The sequence below is a fragment of the Arthrobacter sp. SX1312 genome (assembly GCF_002929295.1).
Classification (GTDB): domain Bacteria; phylum Actinomycetota; class Actinomycetes; order Actinomycetales; family Micrococcaceae; genus Arthrobacter_D.
The window spans coordinates 919,000-945,239 of sequence record NZ_PJIM01000001.1 but is presented as its reverse complement, the minus strand read 5'-3'; the positions used below and the strand labels follow the sequence as shown (position 1 = coordinate 945,239).

Below are 26,240 nucleotides of genomic sequence, written 5' to 3'. Positions count from 1 at the left end.
CCGACGTCGTACCCGAGGTCGGCCCCACCTCCAGCCCCGCTGCCGACCGCCGTGCCGGCCCCATCCCAGGGAGAAGCCCCATGTCCGTCACCACCGCCATCCAGTTGATCACCCGCGGAGAGGCCGGGGCCCCCGGGGCCGCCGGCGCCACCGGGACCTGCACGCCGGACCTCGCGCAGAACCCCTGGGCCTTCGATGCCCTTCCCCTGCCCGACTACGGCCCGGGCGCGTCCATGTTCGACACCGCCCCGGCCGCGACCCCCCGGCAGGGGGAGCTGCCCGAGGAGTACAGGACGGCGTCCGCCGAGGACCTCGACCGGCGTATCCGAGTGGCCCGGGATACCCTCGGCGAGTCCGTCGTCATCCTCGGCCACTTCTACCAGCGCGACGAGGTGGTGCAGTACGCCGACTTCGTGGGCGACAGCTACCAGCTCGCCCGCGCCGCCACGGAACGCACCGCGGCCGAGGCGATCATCTTCTGCGGGGTGCACTTCATGGCGGAGACGGCGGACATGCTCTCGACGCCGGAGCAGGCCGTCATCCTCCCCAATCTCGCCGCCGGCTGCTCGATGGCGGACATGGCGGACATCGACTCCGTCTCCGAGTGCTGGGACCAGCTCACCGCGCTCCTCGGCTCCGCGCCGGACGCCGACGGCCGCCGGCCCGTGATCCCCGTGACGTACATGAACTCCTCGGCGGCCCTGAAAGGCTTCTGCGGGGAGAACGGCGGGATCGTGTGCACCTCCTCGAACGCGGCCGCCGTGCTGGAGTGGGCGTTCGAGCGGGGCCAGCGGGTCCTGTTCTTCCCGGACCAGCACCTCGGACGCAACACCGCCAAGGCCATGGGTGTGCCGCTGGAGCAGATGCCCCTGTGGAACCCGCGCAAGCCCTGGGGCGGCACGGACGAGCAGACGCTCAGGGACTCCCGCGTGATCCTCTGGCACGGCTTCTGCTCGGTGCATCGGCGCTTCACCGTGGCGCAGATCGAGAAGGCCCGCGCCGACCACCCCGGCGTGCGCGTGATCGTGCACCCCGAGTGCCCCATGGCCGTGGTCGACGTCGCCGACGAGGCGGGATCCACCGACTACATCCGCAAGGCGATCGACGCCGCCGCACCCGGCAGCACCTTCGCCGTCGGCACCGAGATCAACATGGTGAACCGCCTCGCCGCCCAGTACCCGCAGCACACCATCTTCTGCCTGGACCCGGTCATCTGCCCGTGTTCCACGATGTACCGAATCCACCCGGGCTACCTGGCCTGGGTGCTCGAGGGGCTCGTGGAGGGCCGGGTCCTCAACCGCATCACGGTGTCCGACGCCGTCGCCGAACCGGCCCGCGTCGCGCTGAACCGGATGCTCGCGGTCCGGCCATGACGGCGGATGCCGTGCAGCGCGCGGTCATCGTGGGCTCGGGCGTCGCCGGACTGCAGACAGCACTCGTGCTGCGCAGGCTCGCGCCGCACTGCGAGGTGGTCCTCGTCTCCAAGACGGCGCTCGCCGAGAGCAACACCCGGTACGCGCAGGGGGGTATCGCCGCCGTCGTCCCGGACGCGGCTGCCGCCGGCGCGCACGACTCCGTCGCCGATCACATCGCCGACACCCTGGCCGCGGGTGCGGGCCTGGCCGAGCCCGAGGCCGCCGCCGTGCTCTGCGAGGGGGCGGCACAGGGGATCGCTGCCCTCCAGGCCGCGGGCGTCGTCTTCGACGCCTCCCCGGCCGACGCGGCGGTGCCGGCCAGGGGCCGGGAAGCCGCCCACTCCGCGCCGAGGGTCCTGCACCTCGGCGGCGACGCCACCGGGGCGGGGCTCGTCGCGGCGCTCACCGCCGCGGTGCGCCGCGACGCCGGCATCGAGGTCCTCGAGGACACCCTCGTGACGCACGTGCTGCTGCACGACAGTTCTACCCAGGACGGCGATGGCGGCGAGGCGGCCCCGTCCTCCAAGGACGACCGGCGCGCCTCGGGCGTCGAGGTGCTCCACGGCGGAGTCGCGCGGACCCTCCGGGCGGACGCCGTCGTCCTTGCGACCGGCGGGGCGGGTCAGCTCTTCGAATCCACCACCAACCCGCGGATCGCCACGGGCGACGGCGTCGCACTGGCCTGGCGTGCCGGGGCCGCGGTGACGGACCTCGAGTTCTTCCAGTTCCATCCCACCTCCCTCGACGTCCCCGGCAATCCGCTGATCTCGGAGGCGGTCCGGGGCGAGGGGGCACGCCTGGTCGACGCCGACGGTCACCGCTTCATGGCCGACTACCACCCGGACGGAGACCTCGCGCCGCGGGACGTCGTCTCGCGCAGCATCGCGCAGCACCTCGTCGGGAGCCGCTCCCGCAACGCCTCCGGCGACGGCACACCGGAACGGCGTCGGCGTACCGGCGTCTACCTGGACGCAACGGCGCTCGGCCGTGCGTTCCTGACCCGGCGCTTCCCCACCCTCACGGCCCTGACCGTGCAGCACGGCTTCGACTGGTCCTCCGCGCCCGTCCCGGTGGTGCCGGCCGCCCACTACTGGATGGGCGGCGTGCGGACGGACACCTCGGGGCGGACGTCGGTCCCGGGCCTCTTCGCGGTCGGTGAGGTGGCCCGGACCGGAGTGCACGGCGCGAACCGGCTCGCCTCCAACAGCCTGCTCGAAGGAGTGGTGTTCGGTGCCCGCTGTGCCGCCGCGCTCGCCGCTGGCGGGGGGAGGGCGCCGTCCTTCGACGTCGAACACCTCGACCTCGAGGCGGAGGAGACGGCCACGCAGTCGTTCACGCGCGGCGACCTGCAGGCCGTCATGACCGACCACGCGGGAGTGCTGCGCACGGGCACCGGCCTCGACCTCGCCCGCAAGCACCTCGCCTCCTACCGTCCGGACACCGACCCCGAGCTGGCCAACCTGCTGCTGTGTGCGCGGCTGCTCGTGCACGCGGCGTCCCGACGCTCCGCGTCCTGCGGGGCGCACCACCGCTCGGACCAGCCCGATGCCGCCCCTCCGGCTCCCGCCCCGAGCCGGTCCTACGTTCGAGCCACCGAAGGAACCCACCCATGACCGAGACCGCCACCGTCCCACCCGTCCGGCAGGACGCCGTCGAGCCCGTGCGGCCACCGCAGCACCTGATCGACGCCGTCGTCGCCGCCGCCCTCGCCGAGGACGCGCCGTGGGGGGATCTCACCTGCCAGGCCCTGATCGGCCCGGACCAGCGGGCGACGGCGACCATCACGGCCCGCGAGCCGGGCGTCCTCTGCGGGACGGCCGCCATCGAGGCCGCGATGCGCCTCACCGATCCGCGGATCCGCGTCGCGTTCCCCCGCTCCGACGGGAGCGCCTTCGCCGCGGGGGACACCATCGCGGAGATCGAGGGACCGGCCGCCGGCATCCTCACCGCCGAGAGGACCGCCCTCAACATCGCCCAGCGGCTCAGCGGGATCGCCACGATGACCCGCGCCTTCGTCGATGCCGCCGCCGGCACCCGCGCGCGCATCACCGACACCCGCAAGACGACGCCGGGGCTCAGGGTCCTGGAGCGCTGGGCCGTCCGGTGCGGGGGTGGCTCGAACCACCGCTCGGGCCTGTCCGACGCCGTCATGGTCAAGGACAACCACCTGGCGCTCCTCGCCGTGGACGGCCCGGAGGCCCTCACCGAGGCGCTCCGCGCGGCGCGGTCGAGGCTCCCGCACACCGTGCACGTCGAGGTGGAGGTGGATCGCCTGGACCAGATCGAGCCCGTGCTCGCCGCCGGGGTGGACACCGTCATGCTCGACAACTTCACGCTGGATGACCTCGCCGAGGGCGTGCGGCGGATCGGCGGCCGCGCGCTCGTCGAAGCCAGCGGCAACGTCCGCCTCGACACGGTACGGGCGATCGCGGCCACCGGCGTCGACATCATCTCCGCGGGAGCGCTCACCCACAGCGTGCGGTCCCTCGATCTGGGCCTGGACTTCGTCGCGCAGCGGGCGGCGATTACGGACCCGGGAGGGCGGCCATGATCTACCTCGACGCCGCTGCCACCGCGCCCGCCCGGCGTGAGGTCCTCGAGGAGATGTGGCCCCTGCTGACCACGACGTTCGGCAACCCCTCCAGCCACCACACCTACGGCGAGGCCGCGGCGTCGGACTACGCCCGCGCCCGGTCCCGCATCGCCGCGCTGCTCGGCTGCAGGCCGGGGGAGATCATCTTCACCTCGGGCGGTACGGAGGCGGACAACCTGGCCCTCAAGGGCATGGCGCTCGCCGCCCCGCGCGGTCGGCACCTCGTCACCAGCGCGATCGAACACCCGGCGGTGCTGGAGGTCCTGGCCTACCTGCGGGAGTTCCACGGCTTCCGGATCACGGTGCTGCCCGTGTCCGCCGCTGGCCGGATCTCGCCGTCGGACCTTGCCGCCGCGCTCGAGGAGGGAACCACGCTGTGCACCGTGATGTATGCGAACAACGAGGTGGGCACCGTCCAGGACGTCCCCGCCCTCGCGGAGGTCTGCCGGCGCGCAGGCGTACCCTTCCACACCGACGCCGTGCAGGCGGCGGGATGGCTTCCCCTGGACGTCGACCGCCTCGGCGTCACAGCGCTCAGCATCTCGGGGCACAAGCTCGGCACACCCAAGGGCATCGGTTTGCTGTACCTGCGCTCCGGCACGCCGTGCGAACCCGTGCTCCACGGCGGCGGCCAGGAGCGCGGGCGCAGGTCGGGTACGGAGAACGTGGCCGGCGCGGTGGGGCTCGCCCGCGCCCTGGAGCTCGCCCGGGCAGCCCTGCCCGGTGCCGCCGACCGGTCGGCGACCGCCCGCGACGCCCTGACCGCGCGGGTACTCACCGATGTGCCCGGGGCGCTCCTCACGGGCGACGCCGTGCGCCGGCTCCCGAATCTCGCCTCCTTCTGCTTCCCCGGCGTCAGCGGGGAGGCGATCCTCCTGGAACTCGAGCGCCGCGGCGTCGTCTGCTCGAGCGGGTCCGCGTGCGCGGCGGGATCCTCCGAACCCTCCGGCGTCCTGCTGGCCCTCGGCCTGGACGGCGAGACGGCGCAGAGCGCCGTGCGGCTCTCCTGGACGCAGGACACGTCCTCCGCCGATCTGGCCCAGGCGGCCCGCGCCGTCGTCGATGCCGTGGAGGCCGTCCGGTCCCTCGGCGCGGCACACGCGGGCAGCCCCGCCGGAGCCTAGACTGGCCGCACCGAGCCACACCCAGGGAGGACGCCATGGAGCACGGACCGTCCGGAGGGCCGGGTGGGCGACTGCCGCAGGCCCTCGCCGCTGCCGCTCTGACGCTGATGCTGGCCACCGCGTGTACGGGCCCCGGGGGCGACGGCGGCGCGCCGTCGTCGCCCGCGACGACCGCCGTGACCGCGACGGCCGAACCGGCCGAGGCCGCGGCGGCGCCCCTGCGTGAGGCACGCGAGGGCTGGAAGGTCTTCACCGATCCGGGGCGGCTTCTGAGCTTCGAGCTCCCCGAGGCGTGGGTGGTGCAGCTCCTGGAGCCGGAACCCGGAGTCTACGCCCCCGATTCGCTGCACTATGCGGTCCGCACGCCGGAGGGCGTGACGACCGCCGAGCTGCACACCGGCATCCAGACGCCGGAGGCGCCCTGCCCCGAGGCGGAGCGGACGCCCTACTACGTCATCGGCAGCGAACCGCTCGAACTCACGGGTGAAGCATCGGCGGATGCGGATGTCGAGCCGCGCTTCGTGATCCGGCTCATCACGGGCTTCCGGTTCTTCGCGGCCTACGGCATCACCGATCAGGCCGGCGGCGCGGACGGTCTGGCCTGCACGCTGTCCAACACCGTCGATGGCGGCGACGCCCTCGGCCGGGTCAGCTTCGGCGACCTCGAGGTGCTGGCACCGAAGGCGCCCGCGAACACCGGACCGCAGACGGTCACCTTCGGGACGATCGGGGAGGCCCAGGCCTTCTACGACACCCCGGACTTCGCGACCATCCGCGAGATGCTCCGCTCCCTCCGGATCGCCCCGGGCACCACCGGCTGACCTCCTCGCGCAGCGAGTCCTCAGTCGACGGGCTGCAGGGCCCCGAAGTCCACTCCGGTGAGCTCGGCGCTGCGGTTCCAGAGGCGCACCGCGACGTCGCGGTCCAGCACGCGGGGCACAGGGGCGACGAGGCGGGGTGCGCCGCGGGTCTCGCCGAAACCGGACGGCCCGTAGTAGTCCCCGCCCCGGACGTCGGCAGCCGTTGCTGCGTAGAGGACGGGCAGCGCGCCGGTCGCGGCGGACTGGCCCATCAGTGCGACGAACCCCGAGAGCACGTCGAGTACCGCGGGCATCTTCATGCCGGCCGTCAGGTTCGTGGTGGCCCCGCCCGGATGCGCTGCCACCGACGTGAGGTCCCAGCCTGCGGCACGGGCGCGCCGGTCGAGCTCGACCATGAAGTAGAGATTGGCGATCTTGCTCTGTCCGTAGGCGGCCCACCGGCGGTAGCGGCGCTCGGACTGCAGGTCGTCGAAGTCGATGCGCCCCCGCTTGTGGGCGAGGCTCGAGAGCGTGACGACGCGGGAGGACCCTGCCTCGCGCAGGTTCGGCAGCAGCAGGCCTGTCAGGGCGAAGTGGCCGAGGTGGTTGGTGCCGAACTGCAGTTCGAAGCCGTCGGCCGTCGTGGACCGCGGCGTCGCCATCACCCCGGCGTTGTTGACGAGGAGGTGCACGGGACCGCTGAGCCCGGCCGCGAACTCGCGGATGGACTGCTGACTGGCGAGATCGAGGAGGCGCAGCTCGACCCTCTCGCTGCCCGTGATCGAGCGGACCCGCTGCTCGGCCTCGCGCCCGCGCTGCTCGCTGCGGCAGGCGAGGATGACCTCGGCGCCCTTCCTCGCGAGCCCGACGGCGGTCTGGAGACCGAGCCCGCTGTTGGCCCCGGTGATGACCGCGCGCCTGCCCGTGAGATCGCCGATCGCGTCCGCTGTGAAGTCGTCGTTCATCCTGGTCCTTACTGTTCGTGCATCCTGCCCCGGGGTCCGCGGGGTTCGGTGTCAGGCGCCCAGCCGGGCGTTGATCTTGTCCGTGAGGGCCTTGAGCTGGTCCATCTCCTCGGGGTCCAGGACGGGCGCGAGGACCTCCCGGATACGCTGCACATGGCCTGAGCCGATCCGCCGCTGGAGCGCCCTGCCCTCCTCGGTCAGCGCGAGTTCGATGCCCCGGTGATCGGTCGCGGCAGGCCGCCTGCGCACGAGGTTCCTGGCCTCGAGCCGATCGACCATGCGGCTGAGGCTGGGCTGGCTGATCAGGAGGTGGTGGTTCAGCTCGTTGAGGCGCGTCCAGCCCGTAGGGCACCTGCTGAGGTTGAACAGGACGTCGTACTCGCGGATGGGCAGGTCCTTGAAGGAGGGATCCTGCCGGATGCGCTGCATGATGCCCACCTGCGCACGGAAGAGCGACTCCCAGGTCTCCGAGGCCTGGCGGACGGAAGCCGTCGACTCGGCGCCCCCGACGCTCGCCGGGCCGTCGGCGGGTTCGTCGGCGGGGTCGACGGCGGTGGGCAAGCGGTCAGCCATGGCGGTTTCGGGCCTCCTGCCGGGGCACCGGCAACTAGATACGGACGCATCGAGTCTACGCCGTCCTCCTCCCGCCGGCCCACCGGTCAGGCGGTGGCCACGGCCTCCCGGCGCAGCGCCCGCTGCTCGCGCCGGCCCTCGACGAGCCGGTACAGGACAGGGACCAGGACGAGGGTCAGCGCGGTGGAGGAGACGAGTCCGCCGATCACCACGATGGCGAGGGGTTGCGAGATGAAGCCACCCTTCCCCGTCAGGCCGAGGGCCAGCGGCGTCAGGGCGAAGATGGTCGCCAGCGCGGTCATGAGGATCGGCCGCAGGCGCTGACGGGCGCCCTCGCGGATCGCGTCGGCGACGGGCATCCCCGGTCGGCCGTCGTGGGGGAGGCGGTACTGGTTGATGAGGTCGATCAGCACGATCGCGTTCGTGACCACGATGCCCACGAGCATCAGCATGCCGATCAGGGAGGGCAGTCCGAGGGGGGTCCCGGTGATCAGCAGCAGGGCGATGGCGCCGGTGGCCGCGAACGGGATGGACACGAGCAGGATCAGGGGCTGGAGGAGGCTCTTGAACGTCGCGACCATGATCACGTACACGATGGCGACGGCGGCCCACAGCGCGAGGAACAGCTGGTCGAACGATTCCGCCTGCTGGCTGGAGGCACCGCCGATGGTCGCGGTGGCACCGGGTGGCAGGTCGATGCCGGCCAGGCGCTCGTCCACCGCCCCCGTCAGGGTGCCGAGATCGTCACCGGACGGCGTGATCGAGATCCGGGCCGTGCGCTCACCGTTGGAGCTCGTCACCGACAGCGGCACCTGGACCTCCTCGACGGACGCCACGTCGCTCAGGGGGACCGGCCCCGTCGCCGTCGGGATCCGCAGGTCCCGGAGCTGGTCGAGGCTCGAGATCGTGGTCCCCTCGCCGATCAGCACCGGGAAATCGTCGGTATCGAAGCGCACCGAACCGGCCGGGACCGGGCTGATGCTGCCACCGAGGAGGCCCGCGATCTGGCCTTCGCTCAGGCCCGCCTCGACGGCCGCCGTGCGGTCCACGTCGATCTGGACCTGCGGCTGGGCCGCCGCCAGGTTGCTCGTGATCTCGCCCGCGCCGTCGAGCCCCTGGAGCCCCTCGAGGACGGCGCGGTCCGCGGCCTGCAGATCCGCGGTGACGGGCGCCGTGATGTCGATGTCGATGGTGCTGGAGGTCCCGAAGCCGCCCTGCTGGCTGGACAGGGAGATGGTGCCCGCGTCATCGAGGCCCTCGAGGTCCTGGCGCACGGACTCCTGCAGGCCTTCCTGGTCCGCGTCCTGGTCGGTGATGACGGTGAAGGTCGCCACCGAGGCGCCGCCGGAGAACTGCGCCGCGAATGCCCCGTCGGCGTTGCCGACCGTCAGTTGCACGTCGCGGATCTCCGGGTTGTCCATGAGGACCTCCTCCGTCCGGGCCGCCGTCTCCGCCGTCGTCGCCAGGCTGGTGCCCGGGGCGAGGGTCTGCGTGATGGAGAAGCTGTTCTGGCCCGAGGAGCCGAGCAGGTTGGTCGGCAGGAACGGGACCATGGCGGCCGTGGCGCCGAGGACGATCACACCGCTGATGAGGGTGATCACCGGGTGGCGCTGGGTGCCGGTGAGGATCGGGAGGTAACCGCGCTGGAGGAGGGACGGCCGATCGTACGGCTCCGCCCGGGAGGCGGGGGATGTGGCGGCGGTCAGGGAGGTGGAGGGAACGGCGGAGGCGGCCGGGGCCGCGACGTGGCGGGCCTCCGGGGGTGCCGGGGGTGTGCGCCTCAGGAACCAGTAGGCGAGCACCGGGATGATGGTGAGGGACACGGCGAGGGAGGCCAGCAGGGCGATCCCGGTGGTGATGGCGAAGGGGCGGAAGAGCTCTCCGGCGAGGCCGCCGACGAAGCCGATCGGAGCGAAGACGGCCACCGTGGTGAGCGTCGAGGCGGTGATGGCTCCGGCCACCTCGCGCACCGCCGTGAGGATGGCCTCCCGTTTCTCCTCCCCGTACCCGAGGTGCCGCTTGATGTTCTCGATGACGACGATCGAGTCGTCGACCACGCGCCCGACGGCGATCGTCAGGGCGCCGAGGGTCAGCAGGTTGAGGGAGTACCCCGCGACGTACAGCCCGATGAACGTGATGAGCAGGGACAGCGGGATCGAGATCGCGGTGACCAGGGTGGAGCGGACCGAGAGCAGGAAGACGAGGATGATCAGCACGGCGAAGCCGAGGCCCAGCAGCCCCTCGGTGGTGAGGTCGTCGATGCTGCGTTCGATGAACGGGGCCTGGTCGAAGACCACGGTGATGTCCGCGGCGTTGCCCAGTTCGGTCTCGAGCTCGGGAACGAGGCCCACGATCTGCTGGGAGATCTCCACGGTGTCGCCGTCGGGCACCTTGGTCACCGTCAGTGCGAGCGTCTCGATCCCGTTGGTACGCGCGACGGAGGTGGGCTCGTCGTCGGCCAGGCCGACGTCCGCGAGGTCGCCGATCGTGCTGACCGGACCCGGGGAGGGGGTGTCCGAGGAGGGGAGCACCGGGAGCGCCTCGATGTCCTCGAGGGACCCGATGCGGCTGCCCGCCTGGATGGTCAGCGATCGCGGGTCCTCCTCCAGGCTGCCGACGGGGAACAGGGCACCGTTGTCCTCGAGGGTGCTGCTGATGTCGCCGACCATCAGGTCCGCGGCCGCGAGGGCGCCCTCGCGCGGAAGGATCGCGACGTGCTGGGTGGATCCTCCGGAGACGTCGGCGGTCCGCACGCCGTCGATCTTCTGCAGGCGGGGGACGGTCAACCGGGCCAGGTCACCGTTCAGTTCGCTCAGCGACTGGTCGGAGGAGACCGCCATGAACACGATCGGGAGGTCGCTGATGCTGCCGGCGAGGGCCTGAGGCTCGACGTCCTCCGGCAGGGTGGGGCGCACCGTGGAGATCGCGCGGTCCACCTGCGCCCGGGCCCGGTCGAGGTTCGTGCCGTACACGAAGACGAGGCTGACGGTCGAGATGCCGGAGCGCGAGGTGGACGACGACGACTCGAGGCCCTCGACGCCGCTCAGCGCCGCCTCCAGCGGCCCGCCGACCTGCTGGTCGAGGTACTCCTGGGACGCCCCGGGCAGCGCGGAGATGACCGTGATCTGCGGGAACTCGAGGGACGGGATGAGTTCCTGCTTGAGGGAGCCGAGGGTGATGACGCCGAAGACGGAAGCGAGGATGGTGATCAGCGCGATCAGCGCCCTGTTGCCCAGGGAGAAGTGAGCCAGACGGAACAAGGAACCTGCCTTTGATGCTGGGGTCGACCGGCCGGCTGGCTCCGTCGGACGTTATGCGAGCTTGAGGACCCGGTCGGTCATCGACTGCACCTCAGCTGCCAGGGACGCGGTCTCATTGAGCTTGACGCCGTACCCGGGCAGCATCTCCTTGAGCTTCGGCTCCCAGCCGGACATCTTGGCCGGGAAGCATCGCCTGAGCAGTTCCACCATGATCGGCGCCGCCGTGGACGCTCCGGGAGAGGCGCCGAGGAGAGCACCGACCGAGCCGTCCGAGGAGGTGATGACCTCCGTCCCGAACTGCAGCACGCCGCCCTTCCCGGGAGCCTTCTTGATGACCTGTACACGCTGGCCCGCGGAGATCAGTTCCCAGCTTCCGCCCTCGGCCATCGGCAGGAAGTCGGTGAGGGCGTCGTTCTTGGCATCGCGGTTCTTGAGGACCTCCGTGATGAGGTACTTCGTCAGGGACATGTTGTCCTTGGCGACCGCGAGCATCGGCACGAGGTTCGACGGGCGGATCGACGTCGGCAGGTCCAGGTAGGAGCCGCTCTTGAGGAACTTGGTGGAGAAACCGGCGTAGGGGCCGAACAGCAGGGAGCGCTCGCCCTTGACGAAGCGCGTGTCCAGGTGCGGGACGGACATCGGCGGGGCACCCACCGACGCCTGGCCGTAGACCTTCGCGTTGTGCCGGCCCACGAGGTCCGGATCGGTGCAGCGCAGGAACTGGCCGGAGACCGGGAAGCCCGCGAACCCGCGGCCCTCGGGAATGCCGCTGCGCTGCAGCAGGTGCAGGGCGCCTCCGCCGGCGCCGATGAAGACGAACTTCGTGGTGACGGTGCTGGTCTCGCCGGTCGCCTTGTTCCTGACCTTCACGTCCCAGCGGCCGTCCGTCGCCCGAGCGACGTCGAGGACATCGAATCCGTAGTGCAGGTCGACGCCGGTTCCCTCGAGGTAGGTGGTGAGGTGGCGGGTGAGGGCACCGAAGTCGACGTCGGTGCCGCCTTCGACGCGCGAGGCGGCGACGGGCTGGGAGGGGTTGCGGCCCTGCATCACGAGGGGGGTCCATCCCGCGATGGTGTCGTGGTCCTCGCTGTGCTCCATGGTGCTGAACAGCGGTTGCGGGCTGAGTGCCTCGTAGCGCCGGCGCAGGTACTCGGCGTTGGCCTGGCCCCATACGAAGCTCATGTGAGGCACCGGGTTGATGAAGGTGCGGGGGTCGCCGATGAACCCCTCGGACACCATGTGCGACCAGAACTGGCGCGAGACCTGGAACTGCTCGTTGATCGCCACGGCCTTCGCCGGATCGACGGAACCGTCCTTCCCCGCGGGGGAGTAGTTCAGCTCGCAGAGGGCCGAGTGGCCGGTGCCGGCGTTGTTCCAGGGGTCGGAGCTCTCGAGGCCCGCGACGTCGAGCCGTTCGAAGAGGGAGATGTCCCACTCGGGCTGCAGTTGCCGGAGGAACGCGCCGAGGGTGGCGCTCATGATCCCGCCGCCGATCAGGACGACGTCGGTGGTCTTGGCGGGCGTGCCCTGATGGATTGTGGTCAACGGAGTCTCCAGTCGCGAGGTCACTAGGAGACAAACACTAGCGTCTGGTGGTGACCGAACTTAAATCGTCCTGAGGTCGCGGCCGCCCCCGGGATGCCGTGCCGGGCAGCTCAGTCCGACGGCGTCGGCCGGGGTTCGACATCGGCCAGGTCGATGCGGTTGAAGACCTCGTTCATGACGGGGCTCACGGGGTACGTGGTCACGCGCGGGCTCATCGCCAGCGCGGAGATCGGGAAGGCGAGCGGGACGGCCGGGATCCGGTCGGAGACCTGCGCGCTGATGTCCGCATAGGCCTCGGTGCGGTCCTCGCCCGCAGGCAGTCCCCGTGCCCGGTTGATCTTGCTGAACAGCTGCGGGTCCTCATAGGCGAACTCCTCCGAGTACATGCCGAAGAGTGCACTCACGAAGTTGTCGGGGTCCTGGTAGCTGCCGCTCCATCCGAGCAGGTGGAACGCCCGGTCCCCGGACTGCTGGACCGCCTCGACGTAGCCTTCGCTCCAGTCGACGGGTACCGGCTTGATGTTGAAGCCGGCCTCGGTCAGCTGCCGGCTCAGCTCCGCGTAGGCCTTCTCGGGGGAGGGCAGGTAGGCCCTGGAGACGTTGCGGGGATAGTAGAAGGGCAGCTCGCGCCCGTCGTACCCGGAGCGCTCGAGCAGGTCCTTGGCGAGCTCGACGTCGTAGCCGTAATCCTCGACCGTCTCGTTGCTCACACCGAGCTTCTCGGGGATGAACTGACGGGCCGGCTTCGTCCCGTTGAGGAAACGGCCGTCGATGAGGGCGCTCTTGTCGATGGCGTGCGCTACGGCTTCGCGGAACAGGGGGTCGTCGACGCCGGGGAAGCCCTGGTTCATGCCCAGGTAGAGCACGGAGTACGGATCGCGCTGCAGGAACTGGAGACCGTTGCGGGCGAGGTCGACGGCGCTGTCCACGGACACGAAGTCGTAGCCGTCGATCCGGCCCGAGGTCAGGGCGCGCGCCCGGGAGTCGGGGTTCGCGATGGTGGTGAAGACCACGCGATCCACCTCGCCGCGCTCACCCCAGTAGTCGTCGAAGAACGCGAGCTCCACATCCCCTTCCTCCCAGGAGACGAGTCGGAACGGTCCGGTTCCGACGGGCGCCTGGCCGTAGCGGGAGATGGGGGCGCCGTCCCGTGTCCCGGTCAACTCGTCCGCAGCACCGGCCTCGAGCGCGGCGGGCGAGGACATGGCGAAGGCGGGTGTGGCGAGCGCCGGGATCAGCCCCGTGATCCGGGAGGTGAGTTGGAGGTCCAGGGTGTGGGCCGAGGTCGCGGTGCAGTCCTCGTAGAGGCTCACCTCGGGGGTGTCGGAGTATCCCTTGAACACGTTCTCGAAGGGCAGCCGGTTCGTAGCGGCTCGCGCGCTCTCGGGGAGCGTGTACCAGCGGTCGAAATTGGCGCACACGGCGGCGGCGTCGAACGTCTCGCCGTCCTGGAAGACGACGTCGTCGCGCAGGGTGAACTCGTAGGTCCGCCCGTCGTCCGACTCGTCCCAGGATTCCGCCAGGAGCGGCGTCGGCTCGGAGGTCAGCGGATCGACGCCCACGAGTCCCTGGAGGATCTGCTGGCTCACGCGGTAGGACTCGGTGTCGTTCGCGAGCGCCGGGTCCAGCGTGCGGGGATGCGCGGCCGTGCCGAACGTGAACGTGGCGGCGTCCGAGGCCGGGGCCGACGTCGTCGTCACGGGTTCGGGGGACGGAACCTGGCCCACCGTGCAGGAGGCGAGCGATACCGCTGAGACGAGGGCGGCTGCCATAGCGGCGACGCGTTTCACACCGTGGGTCGCCCGTGCGTGGCTGGTGCGGCGCGCGGCAGGGTTGTTCACTGGCGTCGGTCTCCGAAGGGCAGGGGGCCGGTCCGTCATGGGCCGGTGGCTGGAATGCCCCAGTGTAGGCGATGGTCCTGTCCGGCCCGCCCAGGGACTGGCCGGTCCGGACACACGAACGGGCCCCCCACCCCGAGGGGTGCGAGGGCCCGTCCGTGATCCCTGGGACATGTTAGAGGGATGCGCCAGGGAGGCGGGGGAGTCCTTAGCCGGCGGGGGGCGTGAGGACGGTGTCGATCAGGTACACGACGGCGTTGGCGGTCTGGACGCCGCCGCAGATCACGTTGGCACCGTTGACCTGGAGTTCGTCGCCCGAACCGGTGACCTCCAGCTCCGCGCCCTGGACCGTGGTCTGCATGGTGCCCTCGAGCTCGGACGGCTGGATCTTGCCCGGGACCACGTGGTAGGTGAGGATGCTGTTGAGGCCGTCGGTGTCGGTCTTCAGGCCCTCGACGGTCTCGGCCGGCAGTGCCGCGAAGGCGTCGTCGACCGGTGCGAAGACGGTGAACTCGCCGCCGTTGAGGGTGTCCACGAGGTCTACCTCGGGGTTGATGCCGCCGGAGACGGCAGCGGTCAGCTGGGTCAGGAGGGGGTTGTTGCCGGCGGCGGTCGCCACGGGATCGAGCGCCATGCCGGCCACCGATCCGTCGCCCTCGGGAACTTCAGCGGCGTAGCCCTCGCAACCGGGGCCGACGAGGTTCGCTGCGGGGTCCATCATGGCGTCAGCGGAGGGGCTCATGCTGGCCTCCATCGAGGGGGACTCACTGGCCATGGTGGTCTCCTCGGCCATGCTGCTCGAGTCCGAACCGGACGCTGCTTCGTCGCCTCCGCCACAGGCCGCGAGGCCGAACATCGAGACTGCCGCGATACCCAGGATGGACAGGTTCCTACGCTTGGTGATCTGCATGAAATTCCTCCATAGTTACGACCCGGCATCTGCCTCGGTCTGTGACTGTCGTGTGAAACACATCGTGTCGATGTCTCGGAGGTACTTCGGGCGTGCCGGAGAGGTGGATGGGTCGGATTTCTCGGGAAGGTATCCCAGGCCGATTCCGTGACCGGGCCGTGACCTGCGACGATGCGGGCGGATGCGGCGTCGGTCCGGTCCGGTGCGTGGTGGTGATGGTGCGCAAGAGGGGGGCAGTGGTCACCAGCTGCCGCGCCTCTGATCAGCCGGCGCCATCACGGAGGGGCTCTGGGTCACCCACTGCCGCTGCCTGCGACATCGGGCGCCCGTTCAGTTCATGACTCAATGTGCGACGACGAGGTCCAGAAAGGCTTGCTCGCGGGATTGGTGCTGATTCTCGGGGGTGAGCTTGACTGCGCAGTCGATGATCTCCTGCGCCACGATGAGGACCTTGCCATTCGTTCGCCGGCTGTATGAGGTGATCCGGTCGAAGGCTTCTGCGGCGTTCAGGCCGGCGAAGGCCATGAGGACGCCCTTGGCCTGCTCGATGACCGCGCGGCCCGCTGCCGAGGCGGTGACAGCTTCGTTCGCGACCTGGAGCGTATCGGAGTGGATCGAACGGGTGAGGTCCACGACCAGAATCATCCGGCCGATCGCTTCCGCGCCGTCGAGGATGCGGTCGCCGAAGATGAGGACCTTGTGGGCTCGCCCCTTGAGGTCACGGATGGACATGCATATCGATGTGGGCTTCCCTGTCGAGGAGAGGCCGTCCCAGAAGTTGCGGGCGGCATCGCGGTCGGGGGGTTCGATGTGGGACAGGCACAGGTCAAGAGTGGGAATGATGTCGCCGCGCTCGTAGCCGTGGATGCGGTACAGCCCGACCGACCACCGGAGAGCGCCATCGGAGAAGTACTGTTCGGCGGTGCCGGTCGGGCAACCAACGAAGTACTCGATACCGGATACAGCCCCCGGTAGGGGGGTCAAGTTCTCACTTGCAGGGGTCACAGCTGGCCGTTCGCCGTGCTTGAGCCGAGCTGTTTCCTCAACTCGACTCCAAAGTCGACACGATAACAAATCGACGCAGGTCTTGGCGAGACGGTACGTCCTCGATCGCCATGACTGAACGCGATCAGCACATGCTGACAGTGGCGGGCCCAAGCCCGCGGGAATGCTTCTGCCTGGGCGTCCTACCGTGCGCAAGAGGGGACTTGAACCCCTACGTCCGAAGACACTGGAACCTAAATCCAGCGCGTCTGCCAATTCCGCCACTCGCGCTCGGGATGCCGCTCACGCGGAGGGCATTCCTTGTCCTTCACTGTAACGCCAATGGATCGGCGTCCGTGGTTCCTGGAAACTTCCTACCGGTCGATCCCGAGGTCGCGACGCAGCTTCGCGACGTGACCGGTGGCGCGCACGTTGTACTGGGCCATCGCGATCCTGCCCTCGGGGTCCACCACCACCGTGGAGCGGATGAGGCCCTCGTAGGTCTTCCCGTAGTTCTTCTTCTCGCCCCACGCCCCGTACGCTTCGGCGACCGCGTGGTCCTCGTCCGAGAGGAGGGGGAAGGTGAGCGATTCCTTCTCGGAGAAGGCGGCCAGCTTACCCACCGGGTCCGGGGAGATTCCCAGCACCTTGTAACCGGCCGCGCCGAGCGAGGCCAGGTTGTCGCGGAAGTCGCAGGCCTCGGTGGTGCAGCCCGGAGTGGCGGCGGCCGGGTAGAAGTACACGACGACGTTGGTGCCCCTGAGGGAGGACAGCGTCACGTCCCGGCCCGAGGCATCCCTGAGCGTGAAATCGGGGGCACCAGCGCCCGTGGTCAGTCGTTGCGACATGCATGCTCCTGGGAATCGATGGGACGGCGGCGTCGCGGGACGCGCCGCAGGGCCGGGGCCCTGGTGGCCGGAATGGAGAGATCGGGCAGCCAGCCTAGCTATCATAGTTGGAAGGTCCGACGCCGATGGCGGCCGCCGGTCTCGTGAGCGAGAGGAAGTGCACGGTTCTATGCCCGATCTGGAGCAATGGCCTACCGGTCGACTGCTGACGACAGCGGCGCGTCTGGTCGAGCACGCATGGAATGAGCGTCTGGTCGACATCGGAGTGACCCACGCCGGAGTGATAGCCCTCGGTGTCCTCGCTGATCAGGGAGCAATGACGCAGGCGAGTCTCGCCCAGATCGTGCGTGTGCAGGCGCAGACGATGGGCAAGACCCTCTCCCGGCTGGAATCCAGGGGCCATGTCACGCGTGTGCGGAACGATCTGGACCGGCGCTCCCACATGGTCTCGATCTCGCCCGCGGGGCGCCAGGTCCTCGAGGCCTCCGAGGACATCGAGCGCACCCTGGTGGCCGGCGGGGGTCTGGTCTCCGAGGAGCTGCGGAGCCACCTGAAGACCGTCATCCGGGAACTCGGTGCGCCGCGCTGGAACTACACGGCGGCGGGCGCGGCCTCGAGCGAGGGTATCGCAGCCGAGGGCTCCAACGCTGCCGGGCCCGCTGCCACCGTCCCTACGGTGCCCAACTGACCCGACTGCGGGACCCAGTGTCCTGATGAAAGCCCCTCGCCCGGGAGGCAGAGACCTCTTGCAAGTCCGGACGCCGCACTCCCGGCCGCCTCGAAGCGAGCCGACCCGTACCCACGACCCCGTTCCGATCGACCCTCGACCGCCACATGGGCAATCACCCGACCGATCCCCGACAACGATCGTCGCACCCACCGGCGAAACGTCCGACGGGCGACCTCTCGGCGGGAGGGCCGGGCTCGGCGGGAGGGCCGGGCTCGGTACGGGCAGGGTGGCACCGTATCGCCGGGAATGCATCTGGAAGGATGGCCATGACCTTGCTTCCGGTTCCTGACCTCACAACACTTTCCCGAGGGTGGCGTGACTGGATCCTCTTCGCTGAAGTCGAAGAGCACCTCCGGGACCGCGGTTCGATGAACGTCAGGCGAGACTCCATCGAGTGGGCCGTGCTCCACCAAGCGGCGGACTACGTCCGCGTCGGCGTGATACTTCCCGATCGAATCCAATGGTGGGATCAAGCGGGCGCCGCCCTGTCCTCCCGACTGCAGGCGTGGCTCGACGGCGCCCCCGTAGAAGACCCCCTGGGCCCGGTGACGAATCAGTTCTTCGACATCACAGATTGTGCCGAAGAACTGATTCCGGAGAATCTCCGGTTCTGAACCCGCCGGGTATCGTCAAGGATCCTCTGCCGGCCACTCGCGGTGATGGCAGGGCATCGGCCCGGTGCGTTGCTAGCGTGAGCCGATGACTACAAGAATGGGGATCTACGGAGACAGTATCGGCACAGGATGGCGGGGGATCTCGGACCCGAGCAAGCGCTGGACGAGCATCACCTGTGCCGGCCTGAATCTGGAGGAGCACAATTTCTCCGTGGACGGCCTGGGCTTCATCCGTCGGCGCGACACAGACGCGTTTCCATTGCACCCCTTGCAGATGGTCATCAACGCTCAACCGCAAATTGCTCTGGTCGCTCTGGGGCAGAACGACTACGAGTGCATCCCTGACCGGGAGAGCGAACTCCGCCGCGTGATGATCCAGGACATGACCACGCTCCGGGACGCCCTGCCCGAGTCTCAGGTCCTCGTCGTGGAACCGTACTGGCCATCAACGCTCCAGGAACCACCGAAAGGCCGGCGGGTTTTCGATCTGCACGGCGACTGTGCCGAGGAAACAGGACTGCCATTCATCAAGGGACAGCGGGGCATCTTCGGTGAGGACCACCTCCCATACCTCTACCCCGAAGAAGGCCAACTCCACCCCAACGACCAGGGGCATGCGGTCCTGGCCGCCGTCATGACGGCGGCTCTGTCGCCCTACGTCCAGCAGGCCCTCGTCCAGCAGGCCCTCATCCAGCACGCCTCGTTATCCCGGTATGGATCGTCTGAAGCACCTGTTCCTGTTCGCCGATCAGGACCGCACGTGACCGCAACTGCACCTATTGTCGGTTCATGAGACTTGTGCCGTTGACTCCGGAGAACCTCGGCAAGGCCGTCGGCATCACGCTCCGGCCCGAACAGGAGGCCTTCGTCGCACCGGTTGTGCACTCGATCGCCGAAGCTTACGTGAACCCCACGGCCTGGCCACGGGTCGTGGTTGACGGCGACGACGTGCTGGCCTTCATCATGGGTAACTTCGATCCCGACCACGAACTCGAAGCATTCCGTGCCGGCATCTGGCGACTCAGCGTGGCCGCGTCCGCTCAAGGACGCGGCGTGGGACGGTTCGCCGTGAATGCCCTGGAAGAGGAGGCCCGTGACCGCGGCGTGGAGCGCATCTCCGTCCTGTGGGAGCGAGGCGAGCATGGTCCGGAAGGGTTCTACCTCAAGCTCGGCTTCGTTCCCACCGGAGAGCAACTCTTCGGTGAGGTGGTCGCGTTCAAGGACCTCAGCATGCGAGGGAAGGCATTCCCGTAGATGGATCGTCGATCGGCCGCGGCTCTGATGGGAGCGCCCTGAAGCGTTTCGCCGGCCCTCCGCATGCGGACGGCGGCGCCGGCGTAGCAGCGAGCCTTCCCTGACGGGGGAAGTGGGGGCAATCCGACAGAGCTGCACTGAACCCGCCAGTGGCACTTCCATGCGGCTCCTGACGCCCCATCAGGCCCGCGCGGAGATCTGCTGCACCGCCCAGCCGTTGCCGTCCGGGTCGCTGAAGAACACGAACCCGACGTTGTCGAGGGCCGTCCCGCCCTGCCGCACCGCATCCGGGTCACCGCCCATCACCTGGATATCGCCGACGTCGACGCCGCGCTCCATGAGCTGCGCGTGCGCCTCGACCACGTCCGGGACGACCAGCTGCAATCCCTGGAGGGAGCCAGGGGGCATCCGCGGTACGACCCCCTCGCCGATCACGACCGAGCAGCCGGAGCCCGGCGGCGTGAGCTGAACGAGCCGGTGGCCGGGACCCATGGTGATGTCGTGGTCGACCACGAAGCCAAGCTTGTCGGAATAGAAGGCCTTGGCGCGGTCGATGTCGGCCACCGGCACGACCACGACCTCCAGCGTCCAGTTCATGAACAACTCCTCGATGCGCTCGTGTGCGATGACTTCACGGGGGTCCCAGGGTGACCCCGCTGCGATCCTGCCACCACGCACCCGCCGTGACAACGGTCCGAAGCCATCGGAAGGGACGATGCCCGGCGGCGGCCGGCACGGACCACCGTGCTGTACCTCCACGCGGCGGAAAAGGGAAGACCCCCGGCTGATTGTGCTTTTCTTGCCGAGCACCCTTGCTTACTAAGCGTGCTGATGTTTGGTTGGGACACGTGAGTGTCCAGCGCCCATCGGAGAACAGCATGCAGACCACCGCCGAAGCCCGGCCGACCGTCCTGGCGCGCCCGAGCCGTTCCGCCGATGCAGCTGCCGTGGATGCTCAGGCCGGTCCTGCACCTCGGGACAGGCCCCTCAAAGCCGCCCTGCAGGACGACATCGCCCTGCGGCACCTGGACATCGCCGAATCGGTCGCGCGGTCCTTCGCGGTCAGCGGCCCCGAAGCAGCCGACATCCGTCAGGTCGCCTATCTGGGACTGATCAAGGCAGTGCAGCGCTTCGACCCTTCGCGTGGCATCGCGTTCGCCTCGTTCGCCGTCCCCACCATCAGCGGTGAGATCAAACGCTACCTCCGTGACTCCTGCTGGGTCGTCAGGCCGCCGCGGGAGGTGCAGGACCTCCGCACGGAGATCGCCCGGACGGCTCCCGCCCTGGCACAGCGGCTCGGCCGGGAGCCCACCGCCCGGGAGCTGGCGCTCGAGCTCGGCCGGCCCGAGGGCAGGGTCCTCGAAGCGCAGGCCTGCTCGTCGAGCCTCCGGCCGGTGTCGCTCGACGCGCCCGTCGAGGGGCGCGCGTGGGCCGATACCCTGGCGAGCGATACCTGGGGCGCGGAGCGCAGCGACGACCTGATCTCCCTGCGCGGTGCGGTCAACGAACTGAGCGGCAGCGAGAAGGAACTCCTCTACCGCCGGTACTTCATGGAGCAGACCCAGCAGGGCATCGGCGACGACCTCCGTATGTCCCAGATGCAGGTCTCGCGGGCGCTGGCACGCATCCTGGTGAAGCTGCAGAAGAGGCTCCTGGGCGCCCCCGTCGCCGAGGCCGAGCACCCCGTGCGGTCCGGTATCGCCTAGGAGATTCCGTGGTCCGCCGCCGCGGCCAGCACCTCGTCCACGGTGACGGCGAGGAGGGCCGGATCCGGTGTGGCGGAGAACGTCTCACCGACCCGCACCGATTCGTCCGTCAGGACGGTGTGGGGTCCGGGCGGCGGGCCCCACTCCGAGGGCGGCGCGGGCCCGAACAGCACCACGGAGGGCCGCGCATAGGCCGAGGCGAGATGTGCCGCCCCCGTGTCCGCGGAGATCACGAGGGAAGCGCCGGCCACCAGTCCCGCAAAGACGTGGAGCGGCAGGTCCCCGGCGGCGACCGAAGCCTCCGGCAGGCCCGCGGCGTCGGCGACCGCGAGAGCGCGCGGACGCTCCTTGGCGCTACCCGTGAACACCACCCGGTGTCCGGCGGCGGCCAGGGTACGTGCAACCTCGGCGAACCGTTCCACAGGCCAGAGCCGGCTCCCGTAGGCGGCCCCGACATGCACGACGACCGCGCCCGGCGCCGGATTCCCGACGTCGGGCACACGGAGCCTGCAGTCCAGGGGGTCGGCGGGGACCCCGTGCCAGGTCATGAGCGACGCCCACCGCTCACGCTCGAGGATGCCGGTGCGCCACTCGGGGCCGTCCCAGCCCGGGGAGCGGTGCCCCATCCGGCGTCGTGCGCCGATCTCCTCGAGACGCCCCCGGCTCTCCCCGCCGCTCCCGTGGAGGTTCACGGCGAGGTCGATCCGGCCGTGCTCGATGGGCAGGGGGTCGTCCAGACCATGGGTGGGCAGCAGGTCGTCGACGGCGTCCGTGAGCGGAATGATCGGACGGAGCCATTCCTGGGCGGCATAGAGGATGCGGTGCTCCGGGAAGGCACGCCGCAACCCCTTCAGCGCGGGCACCGCCACGAGGAGGTCCCCGAGCTTGAGGGCCCGCAGCGCCAGGATCTCGGGGCGCCCGTCCGGTGCGGGGGTCGAGGCCGGCACCGGCCACGGACCGGGCCCCGAATCGGGCCCGGACGGTCGAGCGGACGTGCCTGTGGTGCTGGTGCCCTCGGGAGTCATGGGAATGATCCTGCCAGAGGATGAGTGCTGCACCTCGCGGGGCATGCGAGAGCGCCTCCCGGGAAGAAGTTCGACGGAAAGTGTTTAGCAGTGCTCCTGTCCGGGAACTAAGCCTGTATGCATACTTCGGCCGGACCCACGCGGACAGCTCCCCGGGCTGTCCTGTTCGACCGCGACGGGACGATCGTCGTGGACGTCCCCTACAACGGCGATCCCGCGCTCGTCCGGCCCATGCCCGGGGCGCGCGAGGTGCTCGACGGCCTGCGCTCCCGCGGCATCCCGGTGGGAGTGGTGACCAACCAGTCGGGGATCGCGAGGGGACTCATCACCCGTGACCAGGTGGACGCCGTCAACGCCCGCGTCGAGGAACTGCTCGGACCGTTCGACGTCTGGGAACTGTGCCCCCACGGGTCCGACGACGGCTGCGCGTGCCGCAAGCCCGCGCCGGGGATGGTCCTGGCGGCCAGCTCCCGCCTGGGGCTCGAGGCCCGGGACGTCGCCGTGATCGGGGACATCGGGGCGGACATGGGAGCCGCGGCCGCCGCGGGTGCGCGGGCCGTCCTCGTCCCGACGAGCGTCACGCTCGAGGACGAGATCCGGTCGGCTCCCGCCGTCGCACGGACCCTCGCCGAGGCCGTCGACACGCTGTGGACGGGGGCGCCGTGAGGCGCCGGGTCCTCGTCGCCCGCCTGGACAGCGCCGGCGACGTCCTCCTCGCCGGGCCCGCAGTCCGTGCCATCGCCGCGGGGGACCACGGGGACTCCCCGAACGACGTCGTCATGCTGTGCGGGCCGCAGGGCGCCGCTGCCGCGCGGCTGCTGCCCGGCGTCGTCGACGTCATCACCTGGTCCGCCCCCTGGATCGTGGACCCGGCCCCCGAGCCCACGCCGGAGCTGATGACCGAGCTGCACGATGCCGTGGTGGCGCTCGCCGTGGACGAGGCCGTGCTCCTGACCTCGTTCCACCAGTCGCCGCTGCCGCTCGCGTTGCTGCTCCGGCTCGCCGGCGTCCGCCGGATCGCGGGGGCGTCCGTCGACTACGCCGGATCGCTCCTCGACGTCCGGCTCAAGCCGGGTGAGGATTTCCCGGAGGACCAGCCGGAAGCGGAACGGGCGCTCGGCATCGCCGAGGCGGCGGGCTACGCCCTGCCCCCGGAGGACGACGGCCGGCTGCAGGTCACGGGCCTCACCGACGCCTCCGGCCTCGTCGGCGGCGGACCCTATGTCGTCGTCCACCCGGGTGCCACCGTGCCCGCGCGCGCCTGGCCCCCGCTCCACCACGCGGCCGCCGTCGAGCTCCTGACCGCCGCGGGCTTCCGCGTGGTCGTCACCGGCGGGCCGAACGAGACCGACCTGACGTCCACGGTCGCGGGCCCCGAGGCACTGGACCTCGGGGGCAGGACGGACCTCGCCACGCTGGGCTCCGTCATCGCCGGGGCGTCCGTCATCGTCACCGGCAACACCGGGCCGGCGCACCTGGCGGCCGCCGTCGGCACGCCCGTCGTCTGCCTGTTCTCGCCCGTGGTCCCGGCGGTACGCTGGGCGCCCTACCGTGTGCCCGTGGAACTGCTGGGCGACCAGGACGCGGCCTGCGCGCTCAGCCGGGCCCGCGTCTGCCCCGTGCAGGGGCATCCCTGCCTGTCCGGCGTCTCCCCGGAGGACGTCATGGACGCCGTGCTCCGGCTCAGCTCCGGGATATCGTCACTCGGCTCACGCCGCAGCATCGGCCGCACCGAGGGCCGCCGACCAACGAGGGGACACCGATGAGGATCCTGTTATGGCACGTGCACGGAGGGTGGACCGACGCCTTCGTGCGGGGGGAGCACACCTATGTGCTGCCGACCACGCCGGACGGCGGAGTCTGGGGTCTCGGCCGTGCGGGCCGCGACTGGCCGGCCTCCGTCATCGAGGTGGCACCCCATGACCTCGCCGACGCCGACATCGACGTCGTCGTCCTGCAGAGGGTCGCGGAGATCGCCGAGTGCGAGCGGCTCCTGCGGCGCACCCCGGGCTGCGACCTCCCCGCGGTCTTCCTCGAGCACAACACACCGCGCCGCGACATCGTCGGCACGGTCCATCCGCTGGCGGGCCAGACCACCATCCCGATCGTCCACGTCACGCACTTCAACGCCCTCTTCTGGGACAACGGCCGTGCAGACACCACCGTGATCGAACACGGCATCGTGGACCCGGGCTACCTCTACACGGGCGAGCTGGAGCAGCTCGCCGCCGTCATCAACGAGCCGGTGCGCCGCGGCCGGATCACCGGCACCGACCTGCTGCCGCGCTTCGCGGGCGTCGCGCCCCTGGAGGTCTTCGGGATGGGGACCGAGGGGCTCGCCGATGCCCTCGACCTCGCACCCGGAGAGCTGCGCATCGGCGGCGACCTGCCCATGGCGCAGCTGCACGCACGGCTGGGACGGTCCCGGGCCTACGTCCACCCGCTGCGCTGGACGTCCCTCGGGCTCTCGCTCCTCGAAGCGATGCACGTGGGGCTCCCCGTGCTCGCGCTCGCGACCACGGAGGCGGCACGCGCGGTGCCCCCCGAGGCGGGGGCGATCTCGACGAGCGTCGAGGACCTCGTCCGCATGGCGGCACGGCTCATCGACGACCCCGACGAGGCCCGGACCCGGGGACGGGCAGCACGGGAGGCGGTCCTGGCGCGGTACGGGCTGGCCCGGTTCCTGGCCGACTGGGACGACATCCTGGAGCAGGAACCCACGCGGCACCGCGTCCTGGCGGTAACAGAGAGGAAAGCCCAGTGAGGATTTCTATGGTGTCGGAGCACGCGAGTCCGCTCGCCGCGCTGGGGGGTGTCGACGCCGGGGGGCAGAACGTCCACGTCGCCGAGCTGTCCCTCGCGCTGGCACGCCGGGGACACGACGTGACGGTCTACACGCGCCGCGACGACCCGGCCCTGCCGGACCGGGTGCGCACCGATCCGCACCTGGAGGTCGTGCACATCACCGCGGGCCCCGTGCGGAACGTCCCGAAGGACCTGCTGCTGCCCTACATGGGCGAGCTGGCCGAAGGCATCATGGAGGACTGGGGGCCGGAACCGCCGGACATCGTGCACGGGCACTTCTGGATGTCCGGGCTCGCCGCCCTCGATGCCGCCGGACGGTCGCGCGCCGCAGGCCGGCCCGTGCAGGTCATCCAGACCTTCCACGCCCTCGGTACGGTGAAGCGCCGCCACCAGGGCGCCGAGGACACCAGCCCGTCCGAGCGGCTCATGCTCGAGGCCATGGTGGGACGCAGCGCCGACCGCATCGTCGCGACCTGCTCGGACGAGGTGTTCGAGCTCAAGGCCATGGGGGTCCCGGGGAGCCGCGTGTCGATCGCCCCGTGCGGCGTCGACGTCGAGCTGTTCACGCCGCACGGGCCGGTGGAGGGCCGCGGACGCGCGCACCGCATCGTGAGCGTGGGACGGCTCGTCCCGCGCAAGGGTATGGACCTCGTCATCCGGGCGATGCGCGAACTCGCCGACCTGGGCCGCGACGACGTCGAACTCCACATCGTGGGCGGCGCCGGCAGCTCGACCGGACTCGACGACGACCCGGAGGCGCAGCGCCTCCGCGCGCTCGCCGTCGATCTCGGCGTCGCCGACCGCGTGGTGCTGCGCGGGCAGGTGTCGCGGGTGGAGATGCCCGCGGTGCTGCGCAGCGCCGACGCGGTGGTCTGCGCCCCCTGGTACGAGCCGTTCGGGATCGTCCCGCTCGAAGCGATGGCGTGCGGCGTCCCGGTGATCGCCGCGGCCGTCGGCGGCCTCGTCGACACCGTGGTGGACGGCACCACCGGACTGCACGTGCCGCCGCAGGATCCGGCGGCCGTCGCCGCCGCGATCTCCGACATCGTGGGCCAGCCCGACTGGGCCCGCGAGCTCGGCGCCAGCGGCTACCGCCGCGTCAAGGCACGGTACTCATGGAGCCGCATCGCGGCCGACACGGAGAAGGCCTACCAGGCGGCCCTCGCCGCCGCAGCACCCGCAGAACCGGCCACCGCGCGGCGTAGTGCCGCGCGTCGACTCGAAAGCACAGGAGGCAGGGCACTGTGACCA

The 26,240-nt window shown here is 70.5% G+C and carries 24 protein-coding genes and 1 tRNA gene; 14 read left to right on the top strand and 11 right to left on the bottom strand.

Features of this window, described 5'->3' with window-relative positions:
• The first annotated feature begins 80 nt into the window (after nt 1-80).
• From nadA to CXQ92_RS04450, 5 genes are read left to right on the top strand one after another with little or no spacing between them, the layout of a single operon-like run.
• Nucleotides 81-1,373: a quinolinate synthase NadA gene (nadA, locus tag CXQ92_RS04470; protein ID WP_104165590.1), complete on the top strand. Its 1,293-nt coding sequence runs from the start codon at nt 81-83 to the stop codon at nt 1,371-1,373.
• On the top strand, nt 1,370-3,028 hold the full coding sequence (gene nadB, locus CXQ92_RS04465; RefSeq protein ID WP_104165588.1) for an L-aspartate oxidase: 1,659 nt from the start codon (nt 1,370-1,372) through the stop codon (nt 3,026-3,028). Before nadA ends, nadB begins: the two co-directional genes overlap by 4 nt.
• Nucleotides 3,025-3,966 (top strand): carboxylating nicotinate-nucleotide diphosphorylase, encoded by a 942-nt coding sequence (gene nadC, locus CXQ92_RS04460; RefSeq protein WP_104165586.1) that lies wholly within the window; start codon nt 3,025-3,027, stop codon nt 3,964-3,966. The genes nadB and nadC overlap by 4 nt, the downstream gene beginning before the upstream one ends.
• Complete coding sequence (locus CXQ92_RS04455) at nt 3,963-5,132, top strand: cysteine desulfurase family protein (RefSeq protein ID WP_104165584.1); 1,170 nt, start codon at nt 3,963-3,965, stop codon at nt 5,130-5,132. Before nadC ends, CXQ92_RS04455 begins: the two co-directional genes overlap by 4 nt.
• 35 nt (nt 5,133-5,167) lie before the next feature.
• Nucleotides 5,168-5,953: a hypothetical protein gene (locus CXQ92_RS04450; protein ID WP_104165582.1), complete on the top strand. Its 786-nt coding sequence runs from the start codon at nt 5,168-5,170 to the stop codon at nt 5,951-5,953.
• A gap of 20 nt (nt 5,954-5,973) precedes the next feature.
• Here the strand turns inward: CXQ92_RS04450 and CXQ92_RS04445 are convergent, their stop codons facing one another.
• The 9 genes from CXQ92_RS04445 to bcp all read right to left on the bottom strand — a co-directional run bounded on the left by CXQ92_RS04445 (nt 5,974) and on the right by bcp (nt 16,855).
• Nucleotides 5,974-6,897: an oxidoreductase gene (locus tag CXQ92_RS04445; RefSeq protein ID WP_104165581.1), complete on the bottom strand. Its 924-nt coding sequence runs from the start codon at nt 6,895-6,897 to the stop codon at nt 5,974-5,976.
• Between the two features lie 51 nt (nt 6,898-6,948).
• Nucleotides 6,949-7,470 (bottom strand): MarR family winged helix-turn-helix transcriptional regulator, encoded by a 522-nt coding sequence (locus tag CXQ92_RS04440; RefSeq protein WP_104165579.1) that lies wholly within the window; start codon nt 7,468-7,470, stop codon nt 6,949-6,951.
• Nucleotides 7,471-7,556: 86 nt separating this feature from the next.
• On the bottom strand, nt 7,557-10,730 hold the full coding sequence (locus CXQ92_RS04435; protein ID WP_104165577.1) for an efflux RND transporter permease subunit: 3,174 nt from the start codon (nt 10,728-10,730) through the stop codon (nt 7,557-7,559).
• A gap of 51 nt (nt 10,731-10,781) precedes the next feature.
• Nucleotides 10,782-12,266 (bottom strand): malate:quinone oxidoreductase, encoded by a 1,485-nt coding sequence (locus tag CXQ92_RS04430; protein WP_104166720.1) that lies wholly within the window; start codon nt 12,264-12,266, stop codon nt 10,782-10,784.
• A 119-nt stretch (nt 12,267-12,385) separates the two neighbouring features.
• Nucleotides 12,386-14,116 carry an ABC transporter substrate-binding protein gene (locus CXQ92_RS04425; protein ID WP_306738400.1) on the bottom strand — a complete coding sequence of 577 codons (1,731 nt, stop codon included), beginning with the start codon at nt 14,114-14,116 and terminating at the stop codon, nt 12,386-12,388.
• Between the two features lie 205 nt (nt 14,117-14,321).
• Nucleotides 14,322-15,023: a fasciclin domain-containing protein gene (locus CXQ92_RS04420; RefSeq protein ID WP_104165574.1), complete on the bottom strand. Its 702-nt coding sequence runs from the start codon at nt 15,021-15,023 to the stop codon at nt 14,322-14,324.
• 342 nt (nt 15,024-15,365) lie between these two features.
• Nucleotides 15,366-16,007, bottom strand: coding sequence for a GAF and ANTAR domain-containing protein (locus CXQ92_RS04415; RefSeq protein ID WP_104165573.1), 642 nt, complete (start codon nt 16,005-16,007; stop codon nt 15,366-15,368).
• Nucleotides 16,008-16,216: 209 nt separating this feature from the next.
• Nucleotides 16,217-16,298 (bottom strand) — tRNA-Leu (locus tag CXQ92_RS04410).
• A gap of 83 nt (nt 16,299-16,381) precedes the next feature.
• The gene (bcp, locus tag CXQ92_RS04405) at nt 16,382-16,855 is read right to left on the bottom strand and encodes a thioredoxin-dependent thiol peroxidase (RefSeq protein ID WP_104165571.1); all 474 of its coding nucleotides are present in this window, start codon (nt 16,853-16,855) and stop codon (nt 16,382-16,384) included.
• Nucleotides 16,856-17,024: 169 nt separating this feature from the next.
• On the opposite strand from bcp, the gene CXQ92_RS04400 reads away from it, so the two are divergent.
• The 4 genes from CXQ92_RS04400 (at nt 17,025) to CXQ92_RS04385 (ending at nt 19,453) form a co-directional block, all read left to right on the top strand.
• Complete coding sequence (locus CXQ92_RS04400) at nt 17,025-17,543, top strand: MarR family winged helix-turn-helix transcriptional regulator (protein ID WP_104165569.1); 519 nt, start codon at nt 17,025-17,027, stop codon at nt 17,541-17,543.
• A gap of 308 nt (nt 17,544-17,851) precedes the next feature.
• Nucleotides 17,852-18,199 (top strand): hypothetical protein, encoded by a 348-nt coding sequence (locus tag CXQ92_RS04395; RefSeq protein WP_104165568.1) that lies wholly within the window; start codon nt 17,852-17,854, stop codon nt 18,197-18,199.
• 97 nt (nt 18,200-18,296) lie between these two features.
• On the top strand, nt 18,297-18,992 hold the full coding sequence (locus CXQ92_RS04390; protein WP_181033547.1) for an SGNH/GDSL hydrolase family protein: 696 nt from the start codon (nt 18,297-18,299) through the stop codon (nt 18,990-18,992).
• Nucleotides 18,989-19,453: a GNAT family N-acetyltransferase gene (locus CXQ92_RS04385; protein WP_104165564.1), complete on the top strand. Its 465-nt coding sequence runs from the start codon at nt 18,989-18,991 to the stop codon at nt 19,451-19,453. Before CXQ92_RS04390 ends, CXQ92_RS04385 begins: the two co-directional genes overlap by 4 nt.
• A gap of 180 nt (nt 19,454-19,633) precedes the next feature.
• On the opposite strand, the gene CXQ92_RS04380 is transcribed toward CXQ92_RS04385, so the two are convergent.
• Nucleotides 19,634-20,050: a VOC family protein gene (locus CXQ92_RS04380; protein WP_104165562.1), complete on the bottom strand. Its 417-nt coding sequence runs from the start codon at nt 20,048-20,050 to the stop codon at nt 19,634-19,636.
• 281 nt (nt 20,051-20,331) lie between these two features.
• On the opposite strand from CXQ92_RS04380, the gene CXQ92_RS04375 reads away from it, so the two are divergent.
• Nucleotides 20,332-21,159 carry a sigma-70 family RNA polymerase sigma factor gene (locus CXQ92_RS04375; protein WP_104165560.1) on the top strand — a complete coding sequence of 276 codons (828 nt, stop codon included), beginning with the start codon at nt 20,332-20,334 and terminating at the stop codon, nt 21,157-21,159.
• On the opposite strand, the gene CXQ92_RS04370 is transcribed toward CXQ92_RS04375, so the two are convergent.
• Complete coding sequence (locus CXQ92_RS04370) at nt 21,156-22,184, bottom strand: glycosyltransferase family 9 protein (RefSeq protein ID WP_104165558.1); 1,029 nt, start codon at nt 22,182-22,184, stop codon at nt 21,156-21,158. The two genes, CXQ92_RS04375 and CXQ92_RS04370, sit on opposite strands and share 4 nt — an antisense overlap.
• 117 nt (nt 22,185-22,301) lie before the next feature.
• Between CXQ92_RS04370 and CXQ92_RS04365 the strand changes: the two genes are divergently transcribed.
• From CXQ92_RS04365 to CXQ92_RS04350, 4 genes are read left to right on the top strand one after another with little or no spacing between them, the layout of a single operon-like run.
• Nucleotides 22,302-22,850, top strand: a complete 549-nt coding sequence (locus CXQ92_RS04365) for an HAD-IIIA family hydrolase (protein WP_104165556.1) — start codon at nt 22,302-22,304, stop codon at nt 22,848-22,850.
• A complete protein-coding gene (locus CXQ92_RS04360; RefSeq protein ID WP_104166718.1) occupies nt 22,847-23,950 on the top strand; it encodes a glycosyltransferase family 9 protein in 1,104 nt (367 codons plus the stop codon). Before CXQ92_RS04365 ends, CXQ92_RS04360 begins: the two co-directional genes overlap by 4 nt.
• Nucleotides 23,947-24,948, top strand: a complete 1,002-nt coding sequence (locus CXQ92_RS04355; RefSeq protein WP_104165554.1) for a glycosyltransferase — start codon at nt 23,947-23,949, stop codon at nt 24,946-24,948. Before CXQ92_RS04360 ends, CXQ92_RS04355 begins: the two co-directional genes overlap by 4 nt.
• Nucleotides 24,945-26,237, top strand: coding sequence for a glycosyltransferase (locus CXQ92_RS04350; protein ID WP_104165552.1), 1,293 nt, complete (start codon nt 24,945-24,947; stop codon nt 26,235-26,237). Before CXQ92_RS04355 ends, CXQ92_RS04350 begins: the two co-directional genes overlap by 4 nt.
• The last annotated feature ends 3 nt before the right edge of the window (nt 26,238-26,240 follow it).